Raw genomic sequence first — 16,199 nt, 5'->3', positions numbered from 1 at the left:
CTGTCCGGTCCGGGGCCTGCCGGGTCCGGAGGCCTGTCGGTCCGGGGCCTGTCCGGACCTGGGGCCTGTCCGGTCCGAGGGCCTGCCGGTCCGGGGGCCTGCCGGTCCGGGGGCCTGCCGGTCCGGGGGCCTGCCGGTCCGGGGGCCTGCCGGTCCGGGGGCCTGCCGGTCCGGGGGCCTGTCGGCCCGGGGGCCCGTCAGGCGTCGGCGGGTGCCGTCACGTGGTCGATGAGGTGTTCCACCGCGCCCAGGAGTTCGGGCTGGAGGTCCTTGTACGAGGTCACCTTCGACAGGATGTGCTGCCAGACCGCGCCCGTGTTCTCCGGCCAGCCGAGGGCGCGGCAGACGCCGGTCTTCCAGTCCTGGCCCCGGGGGACCGAGGGCCAGGCCGGGATGTTCAGCGCGGCGGGCTTTACTGCCTCCCACACGTCGATGTACGGGTGGCCGACGATCAGCACGTCGGGGGAGGTCACCCGGGCCGCGATCCGGGACTCCTTGGAGCCCGGGACCAGGTGGTCGACCAGCACGCCGAGCCGGGCGTCCGGGGCCGGGGCGAAGTCGGCGACGATCGCCGGGAGGTCGTCGACGCCCTCCAGGTACTCCACGACGACGCCCTCGATGCGCAGGTCGTCGCCCCAGACGCGCTCCACCAGCTCGGCGTCGTGGCGGCCCTCGACGTAGATCCGGCCGGCCCGGGCGACCCGCGCCCGCGCGCCCGGGACCGCGATCGAGCCGGAGGCCGTCCGGGCCGGGCGGGACGGCGCCGGGCGGGCGGGGCGGACCAGCGTGACGACCCGGCCCTCAAGGAGGAAGCCGCGCGGCGCCAGCGGGAACACCCGGTGCTTGCCGAAGCGGTCCTCCAGCGTCACCGTGTCCGCCTCGCAGCGGATCACCGCCCCGCAGAAGCCGGTCGCGACCTCCTCCACCACCAGATCGGCGTCCGCCGGGACCTCGGGGACGGGCGCCGGGCGCTTCCAGGGCGGGGTCAGGTCCGGGTTGTAGCTACGCATGGGCTCCGTTTCCGTCCGGGAGGAGGCGCGAGGCGCGCTCACGCGCGTCCGGGCGACGCTACGACACCCCGAAGCGCCGTGCCAGCTCATCGCGCTGGCGCCGCACGAACGCCGCGTCCACCACCGCCCCGTGCCCCGGCACGTAGACCGCGTCCTCGCCGCCCAGCGACAGCAGCCGGTCCAGGGCCGCCGGCCAGCGGGCCGGGATCGCGTCCGGGCCCGCCTGCGGCTCCCCGGACTCCTCGACCAGGTCGCCGCAGAAGACCACCTCCGGCGCGCCCGGGACCGCGCCCGGCACGCAGACGGCCAGGTCGTGGCCCGAGTGGCCGGGCCCGACGTTGGCCAGCAGCACCTGCCGGCCGCCCAGGTCCAGGGTCCACTCGCCCGACACCGTGTGGCGCGGCGCGACCAGCAGCTCCGCCGCCTCCTCCGCCTCCCGCGCGTCCACCCCGAACCGCACCGCGTCCGCGCACAGCTCCGCCCGCTCCCGGGGCAGCAGCGTGTCCATGCCCACCGCCCCGAAGACCTCGGCCCCGGAGAACACCGCCGTGCCGAGGACGTGGTCGAAGTGCGGGTGGCTCAGTGCGACATGCGTCACGCGGCGGCCGCCCGTCAGCGCCTGGGCCTGGGCCCGCAGCTCCGCGCCCTGCGCGAGGCTCGCCCCCGTGTCGTACAGCAGCACCGCGTCCCGGCCGATCACCAGGCCCGCCGTGGCGTCCCAGCCCGGCAGCCGGCGCCTGCCGACGCCGTCCGCGAGCCGCTCCCACCCGTACTCTTCCCAAGTGACGTCCATGCGGCGACGCTAACCCCTGCGGCCCGGCCGACCCGCCTCCTTGCCAGGAGCGACGTCACCCGCCGTACACTGGCCGGGGGATTGCTGGCACTCGGGCAGGGCGAGTGCCAAACAGGGCGGAACCGGAACCGGATCGACAGCTGGAGGTGTGCGCGGTGCTCAGCGAACGCAGACTCGAGGTGCTGCGCGCCATCGTCCAGGACTACGTCGGGACGGAGGAGCCGGTGGGCTCCAAGGCGCTGACCGAGCGCCACAAGCTCGGCGTGTCGCCCGCCACCGTGCGCAACGACATGGCGGTGCTGGAGGAGGAGGGCTACATCGCGCAGCCCCACACCAGCGCCGGGCGCATCCCCACCGACAAGGGCTACCGCCTCTTCGTGGACCGGCTGGCCGGCGTCAAGCCGCTGTCGACCCCGGAGCGGCGGGCGATCCACAACTTCCTCGACGGAGCCGTCGACCTCGACGACGTCGTCGGCCGCACGGTGCGGCTGCTCGCGCAGCTCACCCGGCAGGTCGCCGTCGTGCAGTACCCCTCGCTGACCCGTTCGACGGTCCGGCACGTGGAACTGCTGTCGCTGGCCCCCGCCCGGCTGATGCTGGTGCTCATCACCGACACCGGCCGGGTCGAGCAGCGCGTCGTGGACTGCCCGGCCCCCTTCGGCGAGGCCTCCCTCGCCGACCTGCGGGCCCGGCTCAACAGCCGGGTCGTCGGCCGCCGGTTCGCCGACGTGCCGCAGCTCGTGCAGGACCTGCCGGAGTCCTTCGAGGAGATCGAGGACCGGGGCACGGTCACCACCGTGCTCGCGACCCTCCTCGAAACGCTCGTGGAGGAGCAGGAGGAGCGGCTCATGATCGGCGGCACCGCCAATCTGACCCGCTTCGGACACGATTTCCCCCTGACGATCAGGCCCGTCCTGGAGGCCCTGGAGGAGCAGGTCGTGCTCCTCAAGCTGCTGGGCGAGGCCAAGGAATCGGGCATGACCGTACGCATCGGGCACGAGATCGCCCACGAGGGGCTGACGTCCACGTCGGTCGTCTCGGTCGGCTACGGTTCCGGCGGCGAGGCAGTCGCCAAACTCGGCGTGGTCGGACCGACCCGCATGGATTACCCCGGAACGATGGGAGCGGTACGCGCAGTGGCACGTTACGTCGGACAGATCCTGGCGGAGTCGTAAGTGGCCACGGACTACTACGCCGTACTCGGCGTACGCCGCGACGCGTCGCAGGACGAGATCAAGAAGGCCTTCCGCCGACTCGCCCGCGAGCTTCACCCGGACGTGAACCCGGACCCGAAGACCCAGGAGCGGTTCAAGGAGATCAACGCCGCTTACGAGGTGTTGTCGGACCCGCAGAAGAAGCAGGTCTACGACCTCGGCGGCGACCCGCTCTCCGCCTCCGGCGGCGCCGGAGGCGCGGGCGGCTTCGGCGCGGGCGGCTTCGGGAACTTCTCGGACATCATGGACGCGTTCTTCGGGACGGCGTCCCAGCGCGGCCCGCGCTCGCGCACCCGGCGCGGCCAGGACGCGATGATCCGCCTGGAGATCACCCTCGACGAGGCGGCCTTCGGCACCACGAAGGACATCCAGGTCGACACGGCCGTCGTCTGCACCACCTGCTCCGGCGAGGGCGCCGCGCCCGGCACCTCCGCGCAGACCTGCGACATGTGCCGCGGCCGTGGCGAGGTCTCGCAGGTCACCCGGTCGTTCCTCGGCCAGGTCATGACCTCCCGCCCCTGCCCGCAGTGCCAGGGCTTCGGCACCGTCGTCCCGACCCCGTGCCCCGAGTGCGCGGGCGACGGCCGGATCCGCTCGCGGCGCACGCTGACGGTCAAGATCCCGGCCGGCGTCGACAACGGCACCCGGATCCAGCTCGCGGGCGAGGGCGAGGTCGGCCCCGGCGGCGGCCCCGCCGGCGACCTGTACGTGGAGATCCACGAGACCCCGCACGAGGTCTTCCAGCGGCGCGGCGACGACCTGCACTGCACGGTCACCATCCCGATGACCGCCGCCGCCCTCGGCACGAAGGTGCAGCTCCAGACGCTGGACGGGCTTGAGGACGTGGACATCCGTCCGGGCACCCAGTCCGGCCAGTCGATCCCGCTGCACGGCCGGGGCGTCACGCACCTGCGCGGCAACGGGCGGGGCGACCTGATCGTCCACGTCGAGGTGCAGACCCCGACCAAGCTGGACCCGGAGCAGGAGCGGCTGCTCCGCGAGCTGTCCAAGCTGCGCGGCGAGGAGCGCCCGACAGGGCAGTTCCAGCCGGGGCAGCAGGGGCTGTTCTCGCGGTTGAAGGACGCGTTCAACGGGCGCTGAGTCCGGACCGGACCCGCCCCGGGGGCGGCACCGCATCGCGCGGGGCCGCCCCCTTCGCGTACCCCCGGGGCCGCCCCTTCGCGTACCGCCGGGGCCGTCCCCGCGTACCTCCCGGGGCCGTCCTCGTATGCCCGGCGGCCCTCCGCCCCGTACCCCTCCGTACCGATTCGGCCCGGCCGTCGCGGCATGGCACGATGCCTGCATGTCCACCGCACTGAACGATCTCTTTCGTCACCCGATCGTGCAGGCTCCCATGGCGGGTGGCGCCTCTTCCCCCGAGCTCGTCGGCGCCGTGTGCGAGGCGGGAGCCCTCGGGTTCCTGGCCGGCGGGTACAAGACCGCGGGCGGTCTCTACCAGGAGATCAAGCGGGTCCGCGGACTCACCGGACAGGCGTTCGGGGTCAATCTCTTCATGCCGCAGAGCGGCCAGCCCGCCGACCCCGCCGCCGTCGAGGTCTACCGGCACCAGCTCGCCGGTGAGGCCGGCTGGTACGAGACCGAGCTCGGGGACGTCGACGAGGGCCGCGACGACGGGTACGAGTCCAAGCTGGCGATCCTGCTCGACGACCCCGTCCCCGTGGTCTCCTTCACCTTCGGCTGCCCCGACCGCGACGCGCTCGACGCCTTCGCCCGGGTCGGCACCTTCACCGTCGTGACCGTCACCTCCGTCGAGGAGGCCCGCACCGCCCAGCGCGCCGGCGCCGCCGCCCTGTGCGTCCAGGGCACCGAGGCGGGCGGCCACCAGGGCACCCACCGCGACGACCCCGCCGACGGGCCCTCCGCCGGCAGCGGAGGCGGGCTGCTCGCCCTGCTCACCGAGGTCCGCGAGAACGTCCAGCTGCCCATCATCGCCGCCGGCGGCATCATGCGCGGGCGCCAGATCGCCGCCGTCCTCGCCGCCGGAGCCGACGCGGCGCAGCTCGGCACCGCGTTCCTCGCCTGCCCCGAGTCGGCCGCCGACCCGCTGCACAAGCGGGCCCTGACCGACCCGCTGTTCACCCGCACCGAGCTCACCCGGGCCTTCTCCGGGCGCCCGGCCCGCGGCCTGGTGAACCGGTTCATGCGCGAGCACGGGCCGTACGCCCCCGCCGCCTATCCCGAGGTCCACCACCTCACCGCCCCGCTGCGCAAGGCCGCCGCGAAGGCGGGCGACCCGCAGGGCATGGCCCTGTGGGCCGGGCAGGGCCACCGGCTGGCCCGGGAGCTGCCGGCCGCGCGGCTCGTCGAGGTCCTCGCCGAAGAACTCCACACCGCCCTCGCATGCTCCAGGAGCGCCCCGTGACCGCACCCGTCTTCGTCGTCGACACCGTCCCCCCGGTCGGCGGCTTCCTCCTCGACGGGCCCGAGGGCCGCCACGCCGTGTCCGTGAAGCGGCTGCGCGCGGGCGAGGAGCTGGTGCTCACCGACGGGAACGGCGCCTGGGCCGCCTGTGTGGTCACCGCCGCCGAAGGCAAGGACCAGTTGACCGTCCAGGTCACCGCCGTCCACGAGGACCCGGCGCCCGCGCCCCGCGTCACCGTCGTCCAGGCGCTTCCCAAGGGCGACCGGGGCGAGCTGGCCGTCGAGACGATGACGGAGACCGGCGTGGACGCGATCGTGCCGTGGGCCGCGTCCCGCTGCATCACCCAGTGGAAGGGCGAGCGCGGGCTGAAGGCGCTCGCGAAGTGGCGGGCGACGGCCCGCGAGGCCGGCAAGCAGTCGCGCCGCAGCCGCTTCCCCGAGGTCGCCGACGCGATGACCGGCAAGCAGGTCGCCGCGCTCCTCGCGACCGCCGACTTCGCCGCCGTGCTGCACGAGGACCGCGAGCACCCGAGCGGGGCGCTGGCCACCGCCGAACTCCCCGCGACCGGCGAGATCGTGCTCGTCGTCGGGCCCGAGGGGGGCGTGTCCCCGGAGGAGCTGGCGCTCTTCGAGGAGGCCGGGGCCAGGCCGTACCGGCTCGGGCACAGCGTGCTGCGCACCTCCACGGCCGGCACGGCGGCGACCGCGCTGGTCCTGGGGCGCACGGGCCGCTGGTCGTAGGCGCGGGGGCCGGGGGCCCGCCCCCCTGGATCTGCCGGACCCGGACCCGGACCCCGGACCTGCCGGACTCTCTCCCGGCCCCGGTCCGCCCCGCCCGGGCCCCGATACGATGCGCGGGTACGGATCAGCTGATCGACGGAGCCGAGGAGGACCGGGTCATGGCCGGAGAGCCGCAGGGCGACTGCCTGTTCTGCAAGATCGTGGAAGGGGAGGTGCCGGCGACGCTCGTGCGCGAGACCGAGACGACGCTCGCGTTCCGCGACATCAACCCGCAGGCGCCCACCCACGTCCTGGTGATCCCGCGCCTGCACTACCCGGACGCCGCCTCGCTCGCCGCCGCCGCGCCCTCGGTCGCCGCCGACGTGCTGCGCGAGGCCGGCGAGGTCGCCGCCGACGAGAAGCTCGACGGCCACGGCTACCGGATCGTGTTCAACACCGGCGCCGGCGCCGGGCAGACCGTCTTCCACGCCCACGCGCACGTCCTCGGCGGCCGTGGTCTCAACTGGCCGCCCGGATAGGACCCCGACGTCACCGTGTCCGTACGCGAACTGGTCGTCCTCGGCACCGCGAGCCAGGTGCCGACCCGGCACCGCAACCACAACGGCTACCTGCTGCGCTGGGACGGGGAGGGCATCCTCTTCGACCCGGGCGAGGGCACCCAGCGGCAGATGCTGCGGGCCGGGGTCGCGGCGCACGACCTCAACCGGATCTGCGTCACGCACTTCCACGGTGACCACTCGCTGGGCCTGGCCGGGGTGATCCAGCGGATCAACCTCGACCAGGTCCCGCACCCGGTCGCCGCGCACTATCCGGCGAGCGGGCAGCGCTTCTTCGAGCGGCTGCGGTACGCCACGGCCTACCGCGAGACCGTGGCGCTGACCGAGGCGCCGGTCGACGCCGACGGGCCGTTCGCGGTCACCGGGGCGTACACCCTCGACGCCCGGCTGCTCTCCCACCCCGTGGAGTCCTACGGCTACCGGCTGACCGAGCCCGACGGGCGCCGCATCCTGCCGGAGCGGCTCGCCGCGCACGGGATCAAGGGGCCGGACGTGGGCCGGATCCAGCGCGAGGGCGTGCTCGGCGGGGTGAGCCTCGACGAGGTGAGCGAGGTGCGGCGCGGGCAGCGCTTCGCCTTCGTCATGGACACCCGCCTGTGCGACGGGGTGTACGCGCTGGCCGAGGGCGCGGACATGCTCGTCATCGAGTCGACCTTCCTCGACGAGGACGTCCGGCTCGCCACCGACCACGGGCACCTGACGGCCGGCCAGGCCGCCGCGGTGGCCCGGGACGCGGGGGTGCGGCACCTGGTCCTGACGCACTTCTCGCAGCGCTATTCCGAGCCCGCGGAGTTCGAACGGCAGGCTCGGGCGGCCGGGTTCGAGGGCGAGCTGAGCGTCGCCCAGGACCTGATGAGGATCCCCGTACCGAAGCGCTGACCCGCGCCGGGCACGCCGGGCACGGCGAGCGAGCCGAGCGCACCGAGCGCATAAGCACACCGAGCACACCGAGCACACGAGCAAGCCGAGCACCAGGAAGCACCAGCACCATGGCGATACCCAAGGCCGAACTGCACCTCCACATCGAGGGCACCCTCGAACCCGAGCTGGCGTTCGCGCTGGCCGCGCGCAACGGCGTCACCCTGCCGTACGCGGACACCGAGGCCCTGCGCGAGGCCTACCGCTTCACCGATCTGCAGTCCTTCCTGGACCTGTACTACGGCCTGATGAGCGTGCTGCGCACCGCCGAGGACTTCACCGAGCTCGCCGACGCGTACCTCGCGCGGGCCGCCGCGCAGGGCGTGCGGCACGCCGAGATCTTCTTCGACCCGCAGGCGCACACCGCGCGGGGCGTCCCCTTCGGCACGGTGGTCGAGGGGCTCGGCGCGGCGCTCGACCGAGCCGAGGAGCGGTACGGGATCTCCACCCGGCTCATCATGTGCTTCCTGCGCGACGAGCCGGCCGAGTCGGCCCTGGCGACGCTGGAGCGGGCCCGCCCGTACCTGGACCGGATCACCGGCGTGGGCCTCGACTCGGCGGAGGTCGGGCACCCGCCGGCGAAGTTCCGCGCGGTGTACGAGGAGGCCGCGCGGCTCGGGCTGCGGCGGGTCGCGCACGCGGGCGAGGAGGGGCCTGCGGCGTACGTCCGCGAGGCCCTGGACGTCCTCGGCGTCGAGCGGATCGACCACGGGCTGCGCTGCCTGGAGGACCCGGAGCTGGTGGAGCGGCTGGTGCGGGAGCGGGTGCCGCTGACGCTGTGCCCGCTGTCCAACGTGCGGCTGCGGGCGATCGACGTGATCGGCGACCACCCGCTGCGGACGATGCTGGCGGCGGGGCTGATGGCGACGGTCAACTCCGACGACCCCGCCTACTTCGGCGGGTACGTGGAGGACAACCTCGACGCGGTGCGCGAGGCGCTGGGCCTCACCGAGGACGAGCTGCGGACCCTGGCGCGCAACTCCTTCCTGGCCTCCTTCCTGGAGGACGACGAGGAGCGCCGGGCGCGGTACCTCGCGGAGGTCGAGGCGTACGAGTTCGCCGGGACCGAGACCCCGTAGGGACGCGCCGTACGGCTCAGGCGCCCGCCGGGTCCGGTGCGACGGCCGGCAGGACGGGCGCCGGGGCAGCCCCCTCCGCGCGCCGGGCCACCGCCGTCATCGGCAGGGCCACCGCCAGGAGCAGCAGGCACAGGGCCAGGCCCATGCCCGGGAAGCCCGCCGTCTGCGCGAGGGCGCTGCCGGTCACCGGGCCGCAGGCCACGCCCAGCGAGCTCGCGGAGCCGACCAGGACCGCCCAGCGGCCCCGGGGGTCCAGGGAGGCCGCGAGGGCGAGCAGGCAGGACAGGACGACCGGGTACACGGCGTTCCAGAGGATCTCGCCCGCCGCGAAGGCGTACGGGCCCTCGGCGGCCGAGCTGAGCAGCACGCAGACGGCGATGAACGCGGTGCCGGCGCCGATGGGGACCGCGCGGCCGAGCCGGGGCCCGAGCGCGCTCGCGACGGTGACGCCCGCGAGCCCGGCGCCGAGGGCGACGGCGAAGACCAGGCCGAGGGTGACCTCGGAGAGCCCCGCCTGGGTGAGGCCGATCCGCCCGCTGACGCCCCACAGCGCGTTCTGGGCCATCGACCAGCACAGGATCGCGCAGGCGAGGACGGCCCCCGCGCGGCGGTGCGGGAGCGGCCCGGCGGGCGCGGGGCCCCGGGTGCGGGCCGCCGCCGGTCCGGGGAGCCGGGAGGCGGCCGGCCAGACCAGCGCCGCCGTCGCCGCTATGGCCGCGAATGGCAGCGCGTGCCCGCCGCCGAGGTGCGGCAGCGCCAGGTAGAGGGCGCCCGCCGTCGCGGAGACGGACAGCAGGCCCAGGGTCGCCGCGCGGTGCGGGTCCGCCCGGCCCGCGATGCCCGCCACGGCGACGGCGGTCGCGGTGCCGGAGCCGAGGCCGCCGAGGACGGCGCCCGCGACGACCGGAGTGGCCGTGGCGCTCGCGGCGGCCGTCCCGTAGCCGAGGGCCATCGCGAGCAGCCCGGCGCGGGCGGCCCGGCGGGGGCCGATCCGCTCCACCCGGGAGGCCAGGGTGAAGCCGGCGGAGGCGGAGCCGAGCAGCAGGATCGAGCCGACGAGACCGGCTTGGGAGGTACTGAGTCCGAGCCCGGCGGCGAGCCGCCCGACGAGCGTCGGCAGCAGGTAGGGGGCGAGGTATCCGGCCGTGAAAAGGGCGACGAGGGCCCCCAGGGCACGCGGGCGCGCGGGCATGGGCGTTCCAGGGACTGAACGGGGAAATGAGATGACGCCCGGTGATCCACACGGTCGCGGCACCATGTGTATCAAGCATCCGACTGGGCGGAGAAGGCGGTATCCCCCGATTGCATCTGTGATGTGAGTCACGATCGGTTTGGGGTGGGATTTCTTGGGTATCAAGCGACGACCTCGCTGCGTCACCCCTGTCCCGCCACCCCCTTCGGGCACACTGTCCGGATCAGCACCAGGGTGCCGATCCGCCGCACCACGACCGGGGAGCCTGTTGTGACCGAACGCGACACCGACGTCGACCCGCTGGTCCGCCTGCGCGAGCCCACCGACCCGCACTGCGACGTCTTCCTCACCGGTACGGTCTTCCTCGACATCATCTTCACCGGCCTCGACAGCGCCCCCGTGCGCGGCACCGAGTCCTGGGCCCGGGGCATGGGGTCGAGCCCCGGCGGCGTCGCCAACATGGCCACCGCGCTGGCCCGGCTGGGGCTGCGCACCTCGCTCGCCGCCGCCTTCGGCGACGACCACTACGGCGAGTACTGCTGGGACGCGCTGGCGCAGGGCGAGGGCATCGACCTCTCGCTGTCGCGGACCGTCCCCGGCTGGCACTCGCCGGTCACCGTCTCCATGGCCTACGAGGGCGAGCGGACCATGGTCTCCCACGGGCACGCCGCGCCGCCGCTCGACGGGGCCCTCCCCGCCTACCCGCCGCACGCCCGCGCCGCCGTCGCCTCGCTGGTGCCCGGCCGCAGCGAGGAGTGGGTGGCCCGGGCGGCCCGCTCCGGCGCCAAGGTCTTCGCCGACGTCGGCTGGGACGACACCGGGCGCTGGGACCTGGCCGGCCTGACCGACCTGGAGCACTGCGAGGCCTTCCTGCCCAACGCCGCCGAGGCGATGCGCTACACCCGCACCGACTGCCCGCGCGCCGCCGCCCGGGCCCTCGCCGACAAGGTGCGCTACGCCGTGGTCACGCTCGGCTCCGAGGGGGCCTACGCCGTGGACGGGGGCACCGGCGAGACCGCCGAGGTGCCCGCGATCCAGGTGGCCGCGCTCGACCCGACCGGCGCCGGGGACGTCTTCGTGGCCGGCTTCGTCACCGGCACCCTGGCCGGCTGGCCGCTCGCCGACCGGCTCGCCTTCGCGGGTCTCACCGCCGCCCTCTCCGTCCAGGAGTTCGGCGGCTCGCTGTCCGCGCCGACCTGGGGCGAGATCGCCGCCTGGTGGCAGACCGTCCAGGGCCACGAGGGGCAGGACCCGGCGGCGCTGCGCGGCCGGTACGCCTTCCTGGAGCGCCTGCTGCCGGTCCCGGACCGGTCCTGGCCGCTGCGCCGGGCCGTCCCCACCATCGGCTTCCGGGCCGCCGCCTCGTAGGGCCCGTCGCGGGCCGGGAAACGGCGCGGGTACGCGCGGTAAACCGCTTCGGGGTTGTCCGTACCGAGTCGTAGGCTTGGTGGCAGAGGTTGTCGAGTGGCGAGAACCCCGCAACAGGAGGTATGCGCAGGCCTCAGTGCCGGCCCATGACCCAGACACCCACAGCCCACGACGGCGCCCCCCTCGACGGGACGCCCGGCAAGGCCCGCGCGCTGTTCACGGTCCCCGCCAAGCATCCGATGGTGACCGTCCTCGGATCCGGTGACAGCCTGCTGCGCGTGATCGAGGACGCCTTCCCCGGTGCCGACATCCACGTCCGGGGCAACCAGGTCACCGCGGCCGGGGACGCCGCGGAAGTGGCGCTGATCCAGCGCCTGTTCGACGAGATGATGCTGGTGCTCCGCACCGGTCAGCCGATGACGGAGGACGCAGTGGAACGCTCGATCGCCATGCTCAGGGCGAGCGGGAACGGGCAGGGGGAGGGCGGCCAGGAGACCCCGGCCGAGGTGCTCACCCAGAACATCCTCTCCAGTCGCGGTCGCACCATCCGCCCCAAGACCCTCAACCAGAAGCGCTATGTCGACGCCATCGACAAGCACACCATCGTCTTCGGCATCGGCCCCGCCGGCACCGGCAAGACCTATCTGGCCATGGCCAAGGCGGTCCAGGCCCTGCAGTCCAAGCAGGTCACCCGGATCATCCTGACCCGGCCGGCGGTCGAGGCGGGCGAGCGGCTCGGCTTCCTGCCCGGCACGCTCTACGAGAAGATCGACCCGTATCTGCGCCCGCTCTACGACGCGCTGCACGACATGCTCGACCCCGACTCCATCCCCAAGCTCATGGCGAACGGGACGATCGAGGTCGCGCCCCTGGCGTACATGCGCGGCCGGACGCTCAACGACGCGTTCATCATCCTCGACGAGGCGCAGAACACGAGCCCCGAGCAGATGAAGATGTTCCTCACCCGCCTCGGCTTCGACTCGAAGATCGTCATCACCGGCGACATCACCCAGGTCGACCTCCCGGGCGGCACGAAGAGCGGTCTGCGGCAGGTCAGGGAGATCCTGGAGGGCGTCCCCGACGTGCACTTCTCCGAGCTCACGTCGCAGGATGTCGTCCGGCACAAGCTCGTCGGCCGTATCGTCGACGCGTACGAGCAGTACGACATCCGCAACCAGGGCCGCGACGCGGGCCGAGGCGAGAGCCGCGGCGGCGGCCGTAACGGGAAGTAGACACAGCAGCACATGTCGATCGACGTCAACAACGAGTCCGGAACCGAGGTCGACGAGCAGGCGATCCTCGACATCGCCCGCTACGCGCTGGCCCGGATGCGGATCCACCCGCTCTCCGAGCTCTCGGTGATCGTGGTGGACGCCGAGGCCATGGAGCAGCTCCACATCCAGTGGATGGACCTGCCCGGCCCGACGGACGTCATGTCCTTCCCGATGGACGAGCTCCGGCCGCCGGCGAAGGACGACGAGGAGCCCCCGCAGGGGCTCCTCGGCGACATCGTGCTCTGCCCCGAGGTCGCGACCCAGCAGGGCAAGGACGCCCCGACACAGCACTCCATGGACGAGGAGCTCCAGCTCCTCACCGTCCACGGGGTGCTGCACCTGCTGGGCTACGACCACGAGGAGCCGGACGAGAAGGCCGAGATGTTCGGCCTCCAGGCCGCCATCGTGGACGGCTGGCGCGCGGAGAAGGGCCTCACCGGCCCGTCCCCCGCCCCCACCGTCTCCTGAGCGGGCGGCCATGAGTGCTCAGCTGATCCTGGGCGCGGTCGCCCTGGTCGTCGTCGCCTGGCTCGCCGCCTGCGCCGAGGCGGGCATCGCCCGCGTCTCCAGCTTCCGCGCCGCCGAGGCCGTCCGGTCCGGGCGGCGCGGCGCCGAGAGGCTCGCGCAGGTCGCCGCCGACCCGACCCGCTACCTCAACGTGGCGCTGCTCGTCCGCGTCTCCTGCGAGATGGCGGCCGGCGTCCTCGTCACGTACGCCTGCCTGGAGGAGTTCCCGGAGACCTGGGAGGCGCTGCTCGTCGCCATCGCCGTCATGGTGCTGGTGTCGTACGTCGCCGTCGGCGTCTCCCCGCGCACCATCGGACGCCAGCACCCGCTGAACACGGCGACCGCCGCCGCGTACGTCCTGCTGCCGCTGGCCCGGATCATGGGCCCGATCCCGCAGCTGCTCATCCTCATCGGCAACGCGGTCACCCCCGGCAAGGGCTTCCGCAAGGGCCCCTTCGCCTCCGAGGCCGAGCTGCGGGCGATGGTCGACCTCGCCGAGCAGGAGTCGCTCATCGAGGACGAGGAGCGCCGCATGGTGCACTCCGTCTTCGAGCTCGGCGACACCCTGGTCCGCGAGCTGATGGTGCCGCGCACCGACCTGATCTGCATCGAGCGGTACAAGACCGTCCGGCAGGCCCTCACCCTCGCGCTGCGCTCCGGCTTCTCGCGCATCCCGGTCACCGGGGAGAACGAGGACGACGTCGTCGGCATCGTCTATCTGAAGGACCTGGTCCGCAAGACGCACATCAACCGGGACGCCGAGGCCGACCTGGTGTCCACGGCGATGCGCCCGGCGGCCTTCGTGCCCGACACCAAGAACGCCGGCGACCTGCTGCGGGAGATGCAGCAGGAGCGCAACCACGTCGCCGTCGTCATCGACGAGTACGGCGGCACGGCCGGGATCGTCACCATCGAGGACATCCTGGAGGAGATCGTCGGCGAGATCACCGACGAGTACGACCGGGAGCTGCCGCCCGTCGAGGAGCTCGGCGACGACCGCTACCGGGTCACCGCCCGCCTCGACATCGGCGACCTCGGCGAGCTCTACGGCTTCGGCCCCGACGAGTACGACGACGAGGACGTGGAGACCGTCGGCGGACTGCTCGCCAAGGCCCTCGGCCGGGTCCCGATCGCCGGCGCCCACGCCGTCGTCGAGCTGCCCGACGGGCGCCGGCTGCGGCTCACCGCCGAGTCCCCGGCCGGCCGCCGGAACAAGATCGTGACCGTGCTCGCCGAGCCCGTCGAGCCGCCCGCCCCCGAGGAGGACCCGGCGCCGTGACCCCCGACGAGCTGCGCGCCTTCTGCCTGGACTTCAACGACGCGACGGAGGAGTTCCCGTTCGCCCCGGAGATCTCCGTCTTCAAGGTCGCCGGGAAGATGTTCGCGCTGTCGTGGCTCGACGCCGAGCCGCTGCGGGTCAACCTCAAGTGCGACCCGGACGACGCCGTACGGCTCCGCGAGGAGCACCCGGCGATCGCCCCCGGCTACCACATGAACAAGCGGCACTGGAACACCGTGACCGTCGGCGAACTCCCGGACCGGCTGGTCCGGGAGCTCGTCGAGGACTCGTACGACCTCGTGGTCGCCGGTCTCCCCAAGGCGGTACGGCTCCGGCTCGACCGCCCCTGAGTCACCGGCGGCGCAGCCCGAGGCCGACCAGCACGGCCGCGCCGAGCACGATCGCCGCGTCCAGCGCGATCACCGTGCGGACGCCCCCGTACAGGTCCCCGCCCGTGGTGGCGAGCACGCCGAGCAGCGGGATGCCGACCGTGATGCCGACCTGCTGCGTCGTGGTCACCAGACCGGTCGCCAGCCCCTGCTCCTCGTCGGGCACGCCCGAGGTGACGGTCACGCCGTACGAGATGATCGCGCCCAGGTGGCACATCGAGGCCAGCGAGACGAAGACGGTGGCCAGGACCGCGCCCGAGGAGGTGCCGATGCCCAGCACCGCCGCCGTGAACAGGCCCTGCGCGGCGAGCGAGACCACCAGGGTGCGGCGGGCGCCGAAGCGGCCGATCACCTTCGGGGCGACCGAGCCCGCGAACACCGACAACAGGCCCTGGACGCCGAAGACCAGACCCGTCAGGAAGCCGGAGAGGCCCAGCGTCTCCTGGAGGTACAGGGTCAGCACGAAGACGACCGTCGACATCATCGAGAAGGTGACCAGCCCGCCGATGTTGCCGAAGGCGACCGTGCGGCGCCGCAGCATCGGCAGCGACACCAGCGGGGCGGAGCTGCGGGACTCGACGACCACGAACGCCGTCAGCAGGCCGACCCCCGCGACCAGGGTGACCAGCACGTCCGCGCCGCCGAAGCCGCGCTCGGCCGCCGTCGACAGGGCGTAGATCAGCGACAGCAGACCGCCGGTGACGGTCACCGCGCCCGGCACGTCCAGCTTCGGGCGCTCCGGGGTGCGCGACTCGGGCAGCAGGCCCGGCGCCAGCGGCAGCACGATCAGGCTGAACAGGGTGAGCAGGCCCATGGTGGAGCGCCAGCCCAGCGTGTCGGTCATGACCCCGCCGAGCACCATGCCGACGGTGAAGCCCAGCGACAGCAGCGTGCCGGAGATGCCGAGCGCCCGGTCGCGCTGCGGGCCCTCGGGGAAGGTGGTGGTCAGCAGCGACATGCCGGTCGGCACGATCATCGCCGCGCCCAGGCCCTGGAGGGCGCGCCCGGTGAGGAAGGACGCCGGGTCCCAGGCGAGCGTCGCCAGCAGGGACGCGGCGCCGAACAGCGCGAGCCCGGTGAGGAAGAGGCGCTTGCGCCCGTAGAGGTCGCCGAGGCGGCCGGACAGCAGCAGGAAGCCGCCGGACGGCAGCGCGAAGGCGGTGACCGCCCACTGGAGGGCGGCGGGGCTGAGGCCGAGGTCGGCGCCGAGCACCGGCAGCGCCACGTTCAGGACGGAGAAGTCGAGCGCCACCATGAACTGGGCGGCGCACAGCACGATCAGGATGAGCCGGGCACGGCCCGCGAGCCCCGGGGGAGCGGGGGCGGGCGAGGGGGCGTGAGTCCGGGTGTTCCGGTGGGACGGGGGAGCGTCCGGAGAGGTCGTCGTTGCCATGCGCTCGACTCTCGTGGCTCGGGAACAACCGTGGGGAGCGGGTACTTATCCTGTTGGTCGCACCACCAGGCAGTCCCGGGGAGGAAGCACACGTGGCCACGCC

Annotated in this window: 16 protein-coding genes; 12 read left to right on the top strand and 4 right to left on the bottom strand. The window is 73.7% G+C overall.

Features of this window, described 5'->3' with window-relative positions; translation table 11 throughout:
- Positions 1-197 precede the first annotated feature (197 nt).
- Positions 198-1,010, bottom strand: coding sequence for a DUF3097 domain-containing protein (locus ACZ6J5_RS05315; RefSeq protein WP_469387820.1), 813 nt, complete (start codon positions 1,008-1,010; stop codon positions 198-200).
- A 58-nt stretch (positions 1,011-1,068) separates the two neighbouring features.
- Entirely contained in the window at positions 1,069-1,803 is a 735-nt protein-coding gene (locus ACZ6J5_RS05310; protein WP_469387818.1) for an MBL fold metallo-hydrolase, read from the bottom strand.
- Between the two features lie 155 nt (positions 1,804-1,958).
- On the opposite strand from ACZ6J5_RS05310, the gene hrcA reads away from it, so the two are divergent.
- The 7 genes from hrcA (at position 1,959) to ACZ6J5_RS05275 (ending at position 8,694) form a co-directional block, all read left to right on the top strand.
- Complete coding sequence (gene hrcA / locus ACZ6J5_RS05305) at positions 1,959-2,978, top strand: heat-inducible transcriptional repressor HrcA (RefSeq protein WP_469387816.1); 1,020 nt, start codon at positions 1,959-1,961, stop codon at positions 2,976-2,978.
- Positions 2,979-4,118 carry a molecular chaperone DnaJ gene (gene dnaJ, locus ACZ6J5_RS05300; protein ID WP_469387814.1) on the top strand — a complete coding sequence of 380 codons (1,140 nt, stop codon included), beginning with the start codon at positions 2,979-2,981 and terminating at the stop codon, positions 4,116-4,118.
- Positions 4,119-4,320: 202 nt separating this feature from the next.
- The gene (locus tag ACZ6J5_RS05295; RefSeq protein ID WP_469387812.1) at positions 4,321-5,400 is read left to right on the top strand and encodes a nitronate monooxygenase; all 1,080 of its coding nucleotides are present in this window, start codon (positions 4,321-4,323) and stop codon (positions 5,398-5,400) included.
- A complete protein-coding gene (locus ACZ6J5_RS05290; RefSeq protein ID WP_469387810.1) occupies positions 5,397-6,140 on the top strand; it encodes a 16S rRNA (uracil(1498)-N(3))-methyltransferase in 744 nt (247 codons plus the stop codon). The genes ACZ6J5_RS05295 and ACZ6J5_RS05290 overlap by 4 nt, the downstream gene beginning before the upstream one ends.
- Positions 6,141-6,298: 158 nt before the next feature.
- Positions 6,299-6,658: a histidine triad nucleotide-binding protein gene (locus ACZ6J5_RS05285; protein ID WP_469387808.1), complete on the top strand. Its 360-nt coding sequence runs from the start codon at positions 6,299-6,301 to the stop codon at positions 6,656-6,658.
- A 15-nt stretch (positions 6,659-6,673) separates the two neighbouring features.
- Positions 6,674-7,576 (top strand): ribonuclease Z, encoded by a 903-nt coding sequence (locus ACZ6J5_RS05280; protein WP_469387806.1) that lies wholly within the window; start codon positions 6,674-6,676, stop codon positions 7,574-7,576.
- Positions 7,577-7,686: 110 nt separating this feature from the next.
- A complete protein-coding gene (locus ACZ6J5_RS05275; RefSeq protein WP_469387804.1) occupies positions 7,687-8,694 on the top strand; it encodes an adenosine deaminase in 1,008 nt (335 codons plus the stop codon).
- Between the two features lie 16 nt (positions 8,695-8,710).
- On the opposite strand, the gene ACZ6J5_RS05270 is transcribed toward ACZ6J5_RS05275, so the two are convergent.
- Positions 8,711-9,886, bottom strand: coding sequence for an MFS transporter (locus tag ACZ6J5_RS05270; protein ID WP_469387802.1), 1,176 nt, complete (start codon positions 9,884-9,886; stop codon positions 8,711-8,713).
- A gap of 270 nt (positions 9,887-10,156) precedes the next feature.
- On the opposite strand from ACZ6J5_RS05270, the gene ACZ6J5_RS05265 reads away from it, so the two are divergent.
- The 5 genes from ACZ6J5_RS05265 to ACZ6J5_RS05245 all read left to right on the top strand — a co-directional run bounded on the left by ACZ6J5_RS05265 (position 10,157) and on the right by ACZ6J5_RS05245 (position 14,664).
- Entirely contained in the window at positions 10,157-11,254 is a 1,098-nt protein-coding gene (locus ACZ6J5_RS05265) for a carbohydrate kinase family protein (protein ID WP_469387800.1), read from the top strand.
- Between the two features lie 146 nt (positions 11,255-11,400).
- Positions 11,401-12,486, top strand: a complete 1,086-nt coding sequence (locus ACZ6J5_RS05260) for a PhoH family protein (RefSeq protein ID WP_469387798.1) — start codon at positions 11,401-11,403, stop codon at positions 12,484-12,486.
- A gap of 12 nt (positions 12,487-12,498) precedes the next feature.
- Complete coding sequence (gene ybeY / locus ACZ6J5_RS05255) at positions 12,499-12,996, top strand: rRNA maturation RNase YbeY (protein WP_132913975.1); 498 nt, start codon at positions 12,499-12,501, stop codon at positions 12,994-12,996.
- A gap of 10 nt (positions 12,997-13,006) precedes the next feature.
- Positions 13,007-14,314, top strand: coding sequence for a hemolysin family protein (locus tag ACZ6J5_RS05250; RefSeq protein ID WP_469387795.1), 1,308 nt, complete (start codon positions 13,007-13,009; stop codon positions 14,312-14,314).
- Positions 14,311-14,664, top strand: coding sequence for an MmcQ/YjbR family DNA-binding protein (locus tag ACZ6J5_RS05245; RefSeq protein WP_469387792.1), 354 nt, complete (start codon positions 14,311-14,313; stop codon positions 14,662-14,664). The genes ACZ6J5_RS05250 and ACZ6J5_RS05245 overlap by 4 nt, the downstream gene beginning before the upstream one ends.
- A 1-nt stretch (position 14,665) precedes the next feature.
- Here the strand turns inward: ACZ6J5_RS05245 and ACZ6J5_RS05240 are convergent, their stop codons facing one another.
- Entirely contained in the window at positions 14,666-16,096 is a 1,431-nt protein-coding gene (locus ACZ6J5_RS05240) for an MFS transporter (RefSeq protein WP_469387788.1), read from the bottom strand.
- Between the last annotated feature and the right edge of the window lie 103 nt (positions 16,097-16,199).

Source organism: Streptomyces sp. NPDC042100, assembly GCF_055582325.1.
This window is presented reverse-complemented; position numbering and strand designations above follow the sequence as displayed.

Coding starts and splice junctions, on each gene's coding strand:
- ACZ6J5_RS05285 (WP_469387808.1), top strand. CDS start 6,299: ATGGCCGGAGAGCCGCAGGGCGACTGCCTGTTCTGCAAGATCGTGGAA.
- ACZ6J5_RS05270 (WP_469387802.1), bottom strand. CDS start 9,886: ATGCCCGCGCGCCCGCGTGCCCTGGGGGCCCTCGTCGCCCTTTTCACG.
- ybeY (WP_132913975.1), top strand. CDS start 12,499: ATGTCGATCGACGTCAACAACGAGTCCGGAACCGAGGTCGACGAGCAG.
- ACZ6J5_RS05275 (WP_469387804.1), top strand. CDS start 7,687: ATGGCGATACCCAAGGCCGAACTGCACCTCCACATCGAGGGCACCCTC.
- ACZ6J5_RS05240 (WP_469387788.1), bottom strand. CDS start 16,096: ATGGCAACGACGACCTCTCCGGACGCTCCCCCGTCCCACCGGAACACC.
- ACZ6J5_RS05315 (WP_469387820.1), bottom strand. CDS start 1,010: ATGCGTAGCTACAACCCGGACCTGACCCCGCCCTGGAAGCGCCCGGCG.
- ACZ6J5_RS05250 (WP_469387795.1), top strand. CDS start 13,007: ATGAGTGCTCAGCTGATCCTGGGCGCGGTCGCCCTGGTCGTCGTCGCC.
- ACZ6J5_RS05310 (WP_469387818.1), bottom strand. CDS start 1,803: ATGGACGTCACTTGGGAAGAGTACGGGTGGGAGCGGCTCGCGGACGGC.
- ACZ6J5_RS05260 (WP_469387798.1), top strand. CDS start 11,401: ATGACCCAGACACCCACAGCCCACGACGGCGCCCCCCTCGACGGGACG.
- ACZ6J5_RS05295 (WP_469387812.1), top strand. CDS start 4,321: ATGTCCACCGCACTGAACGATCTCTTTCGTCACCCGATCGTGCAGGCT.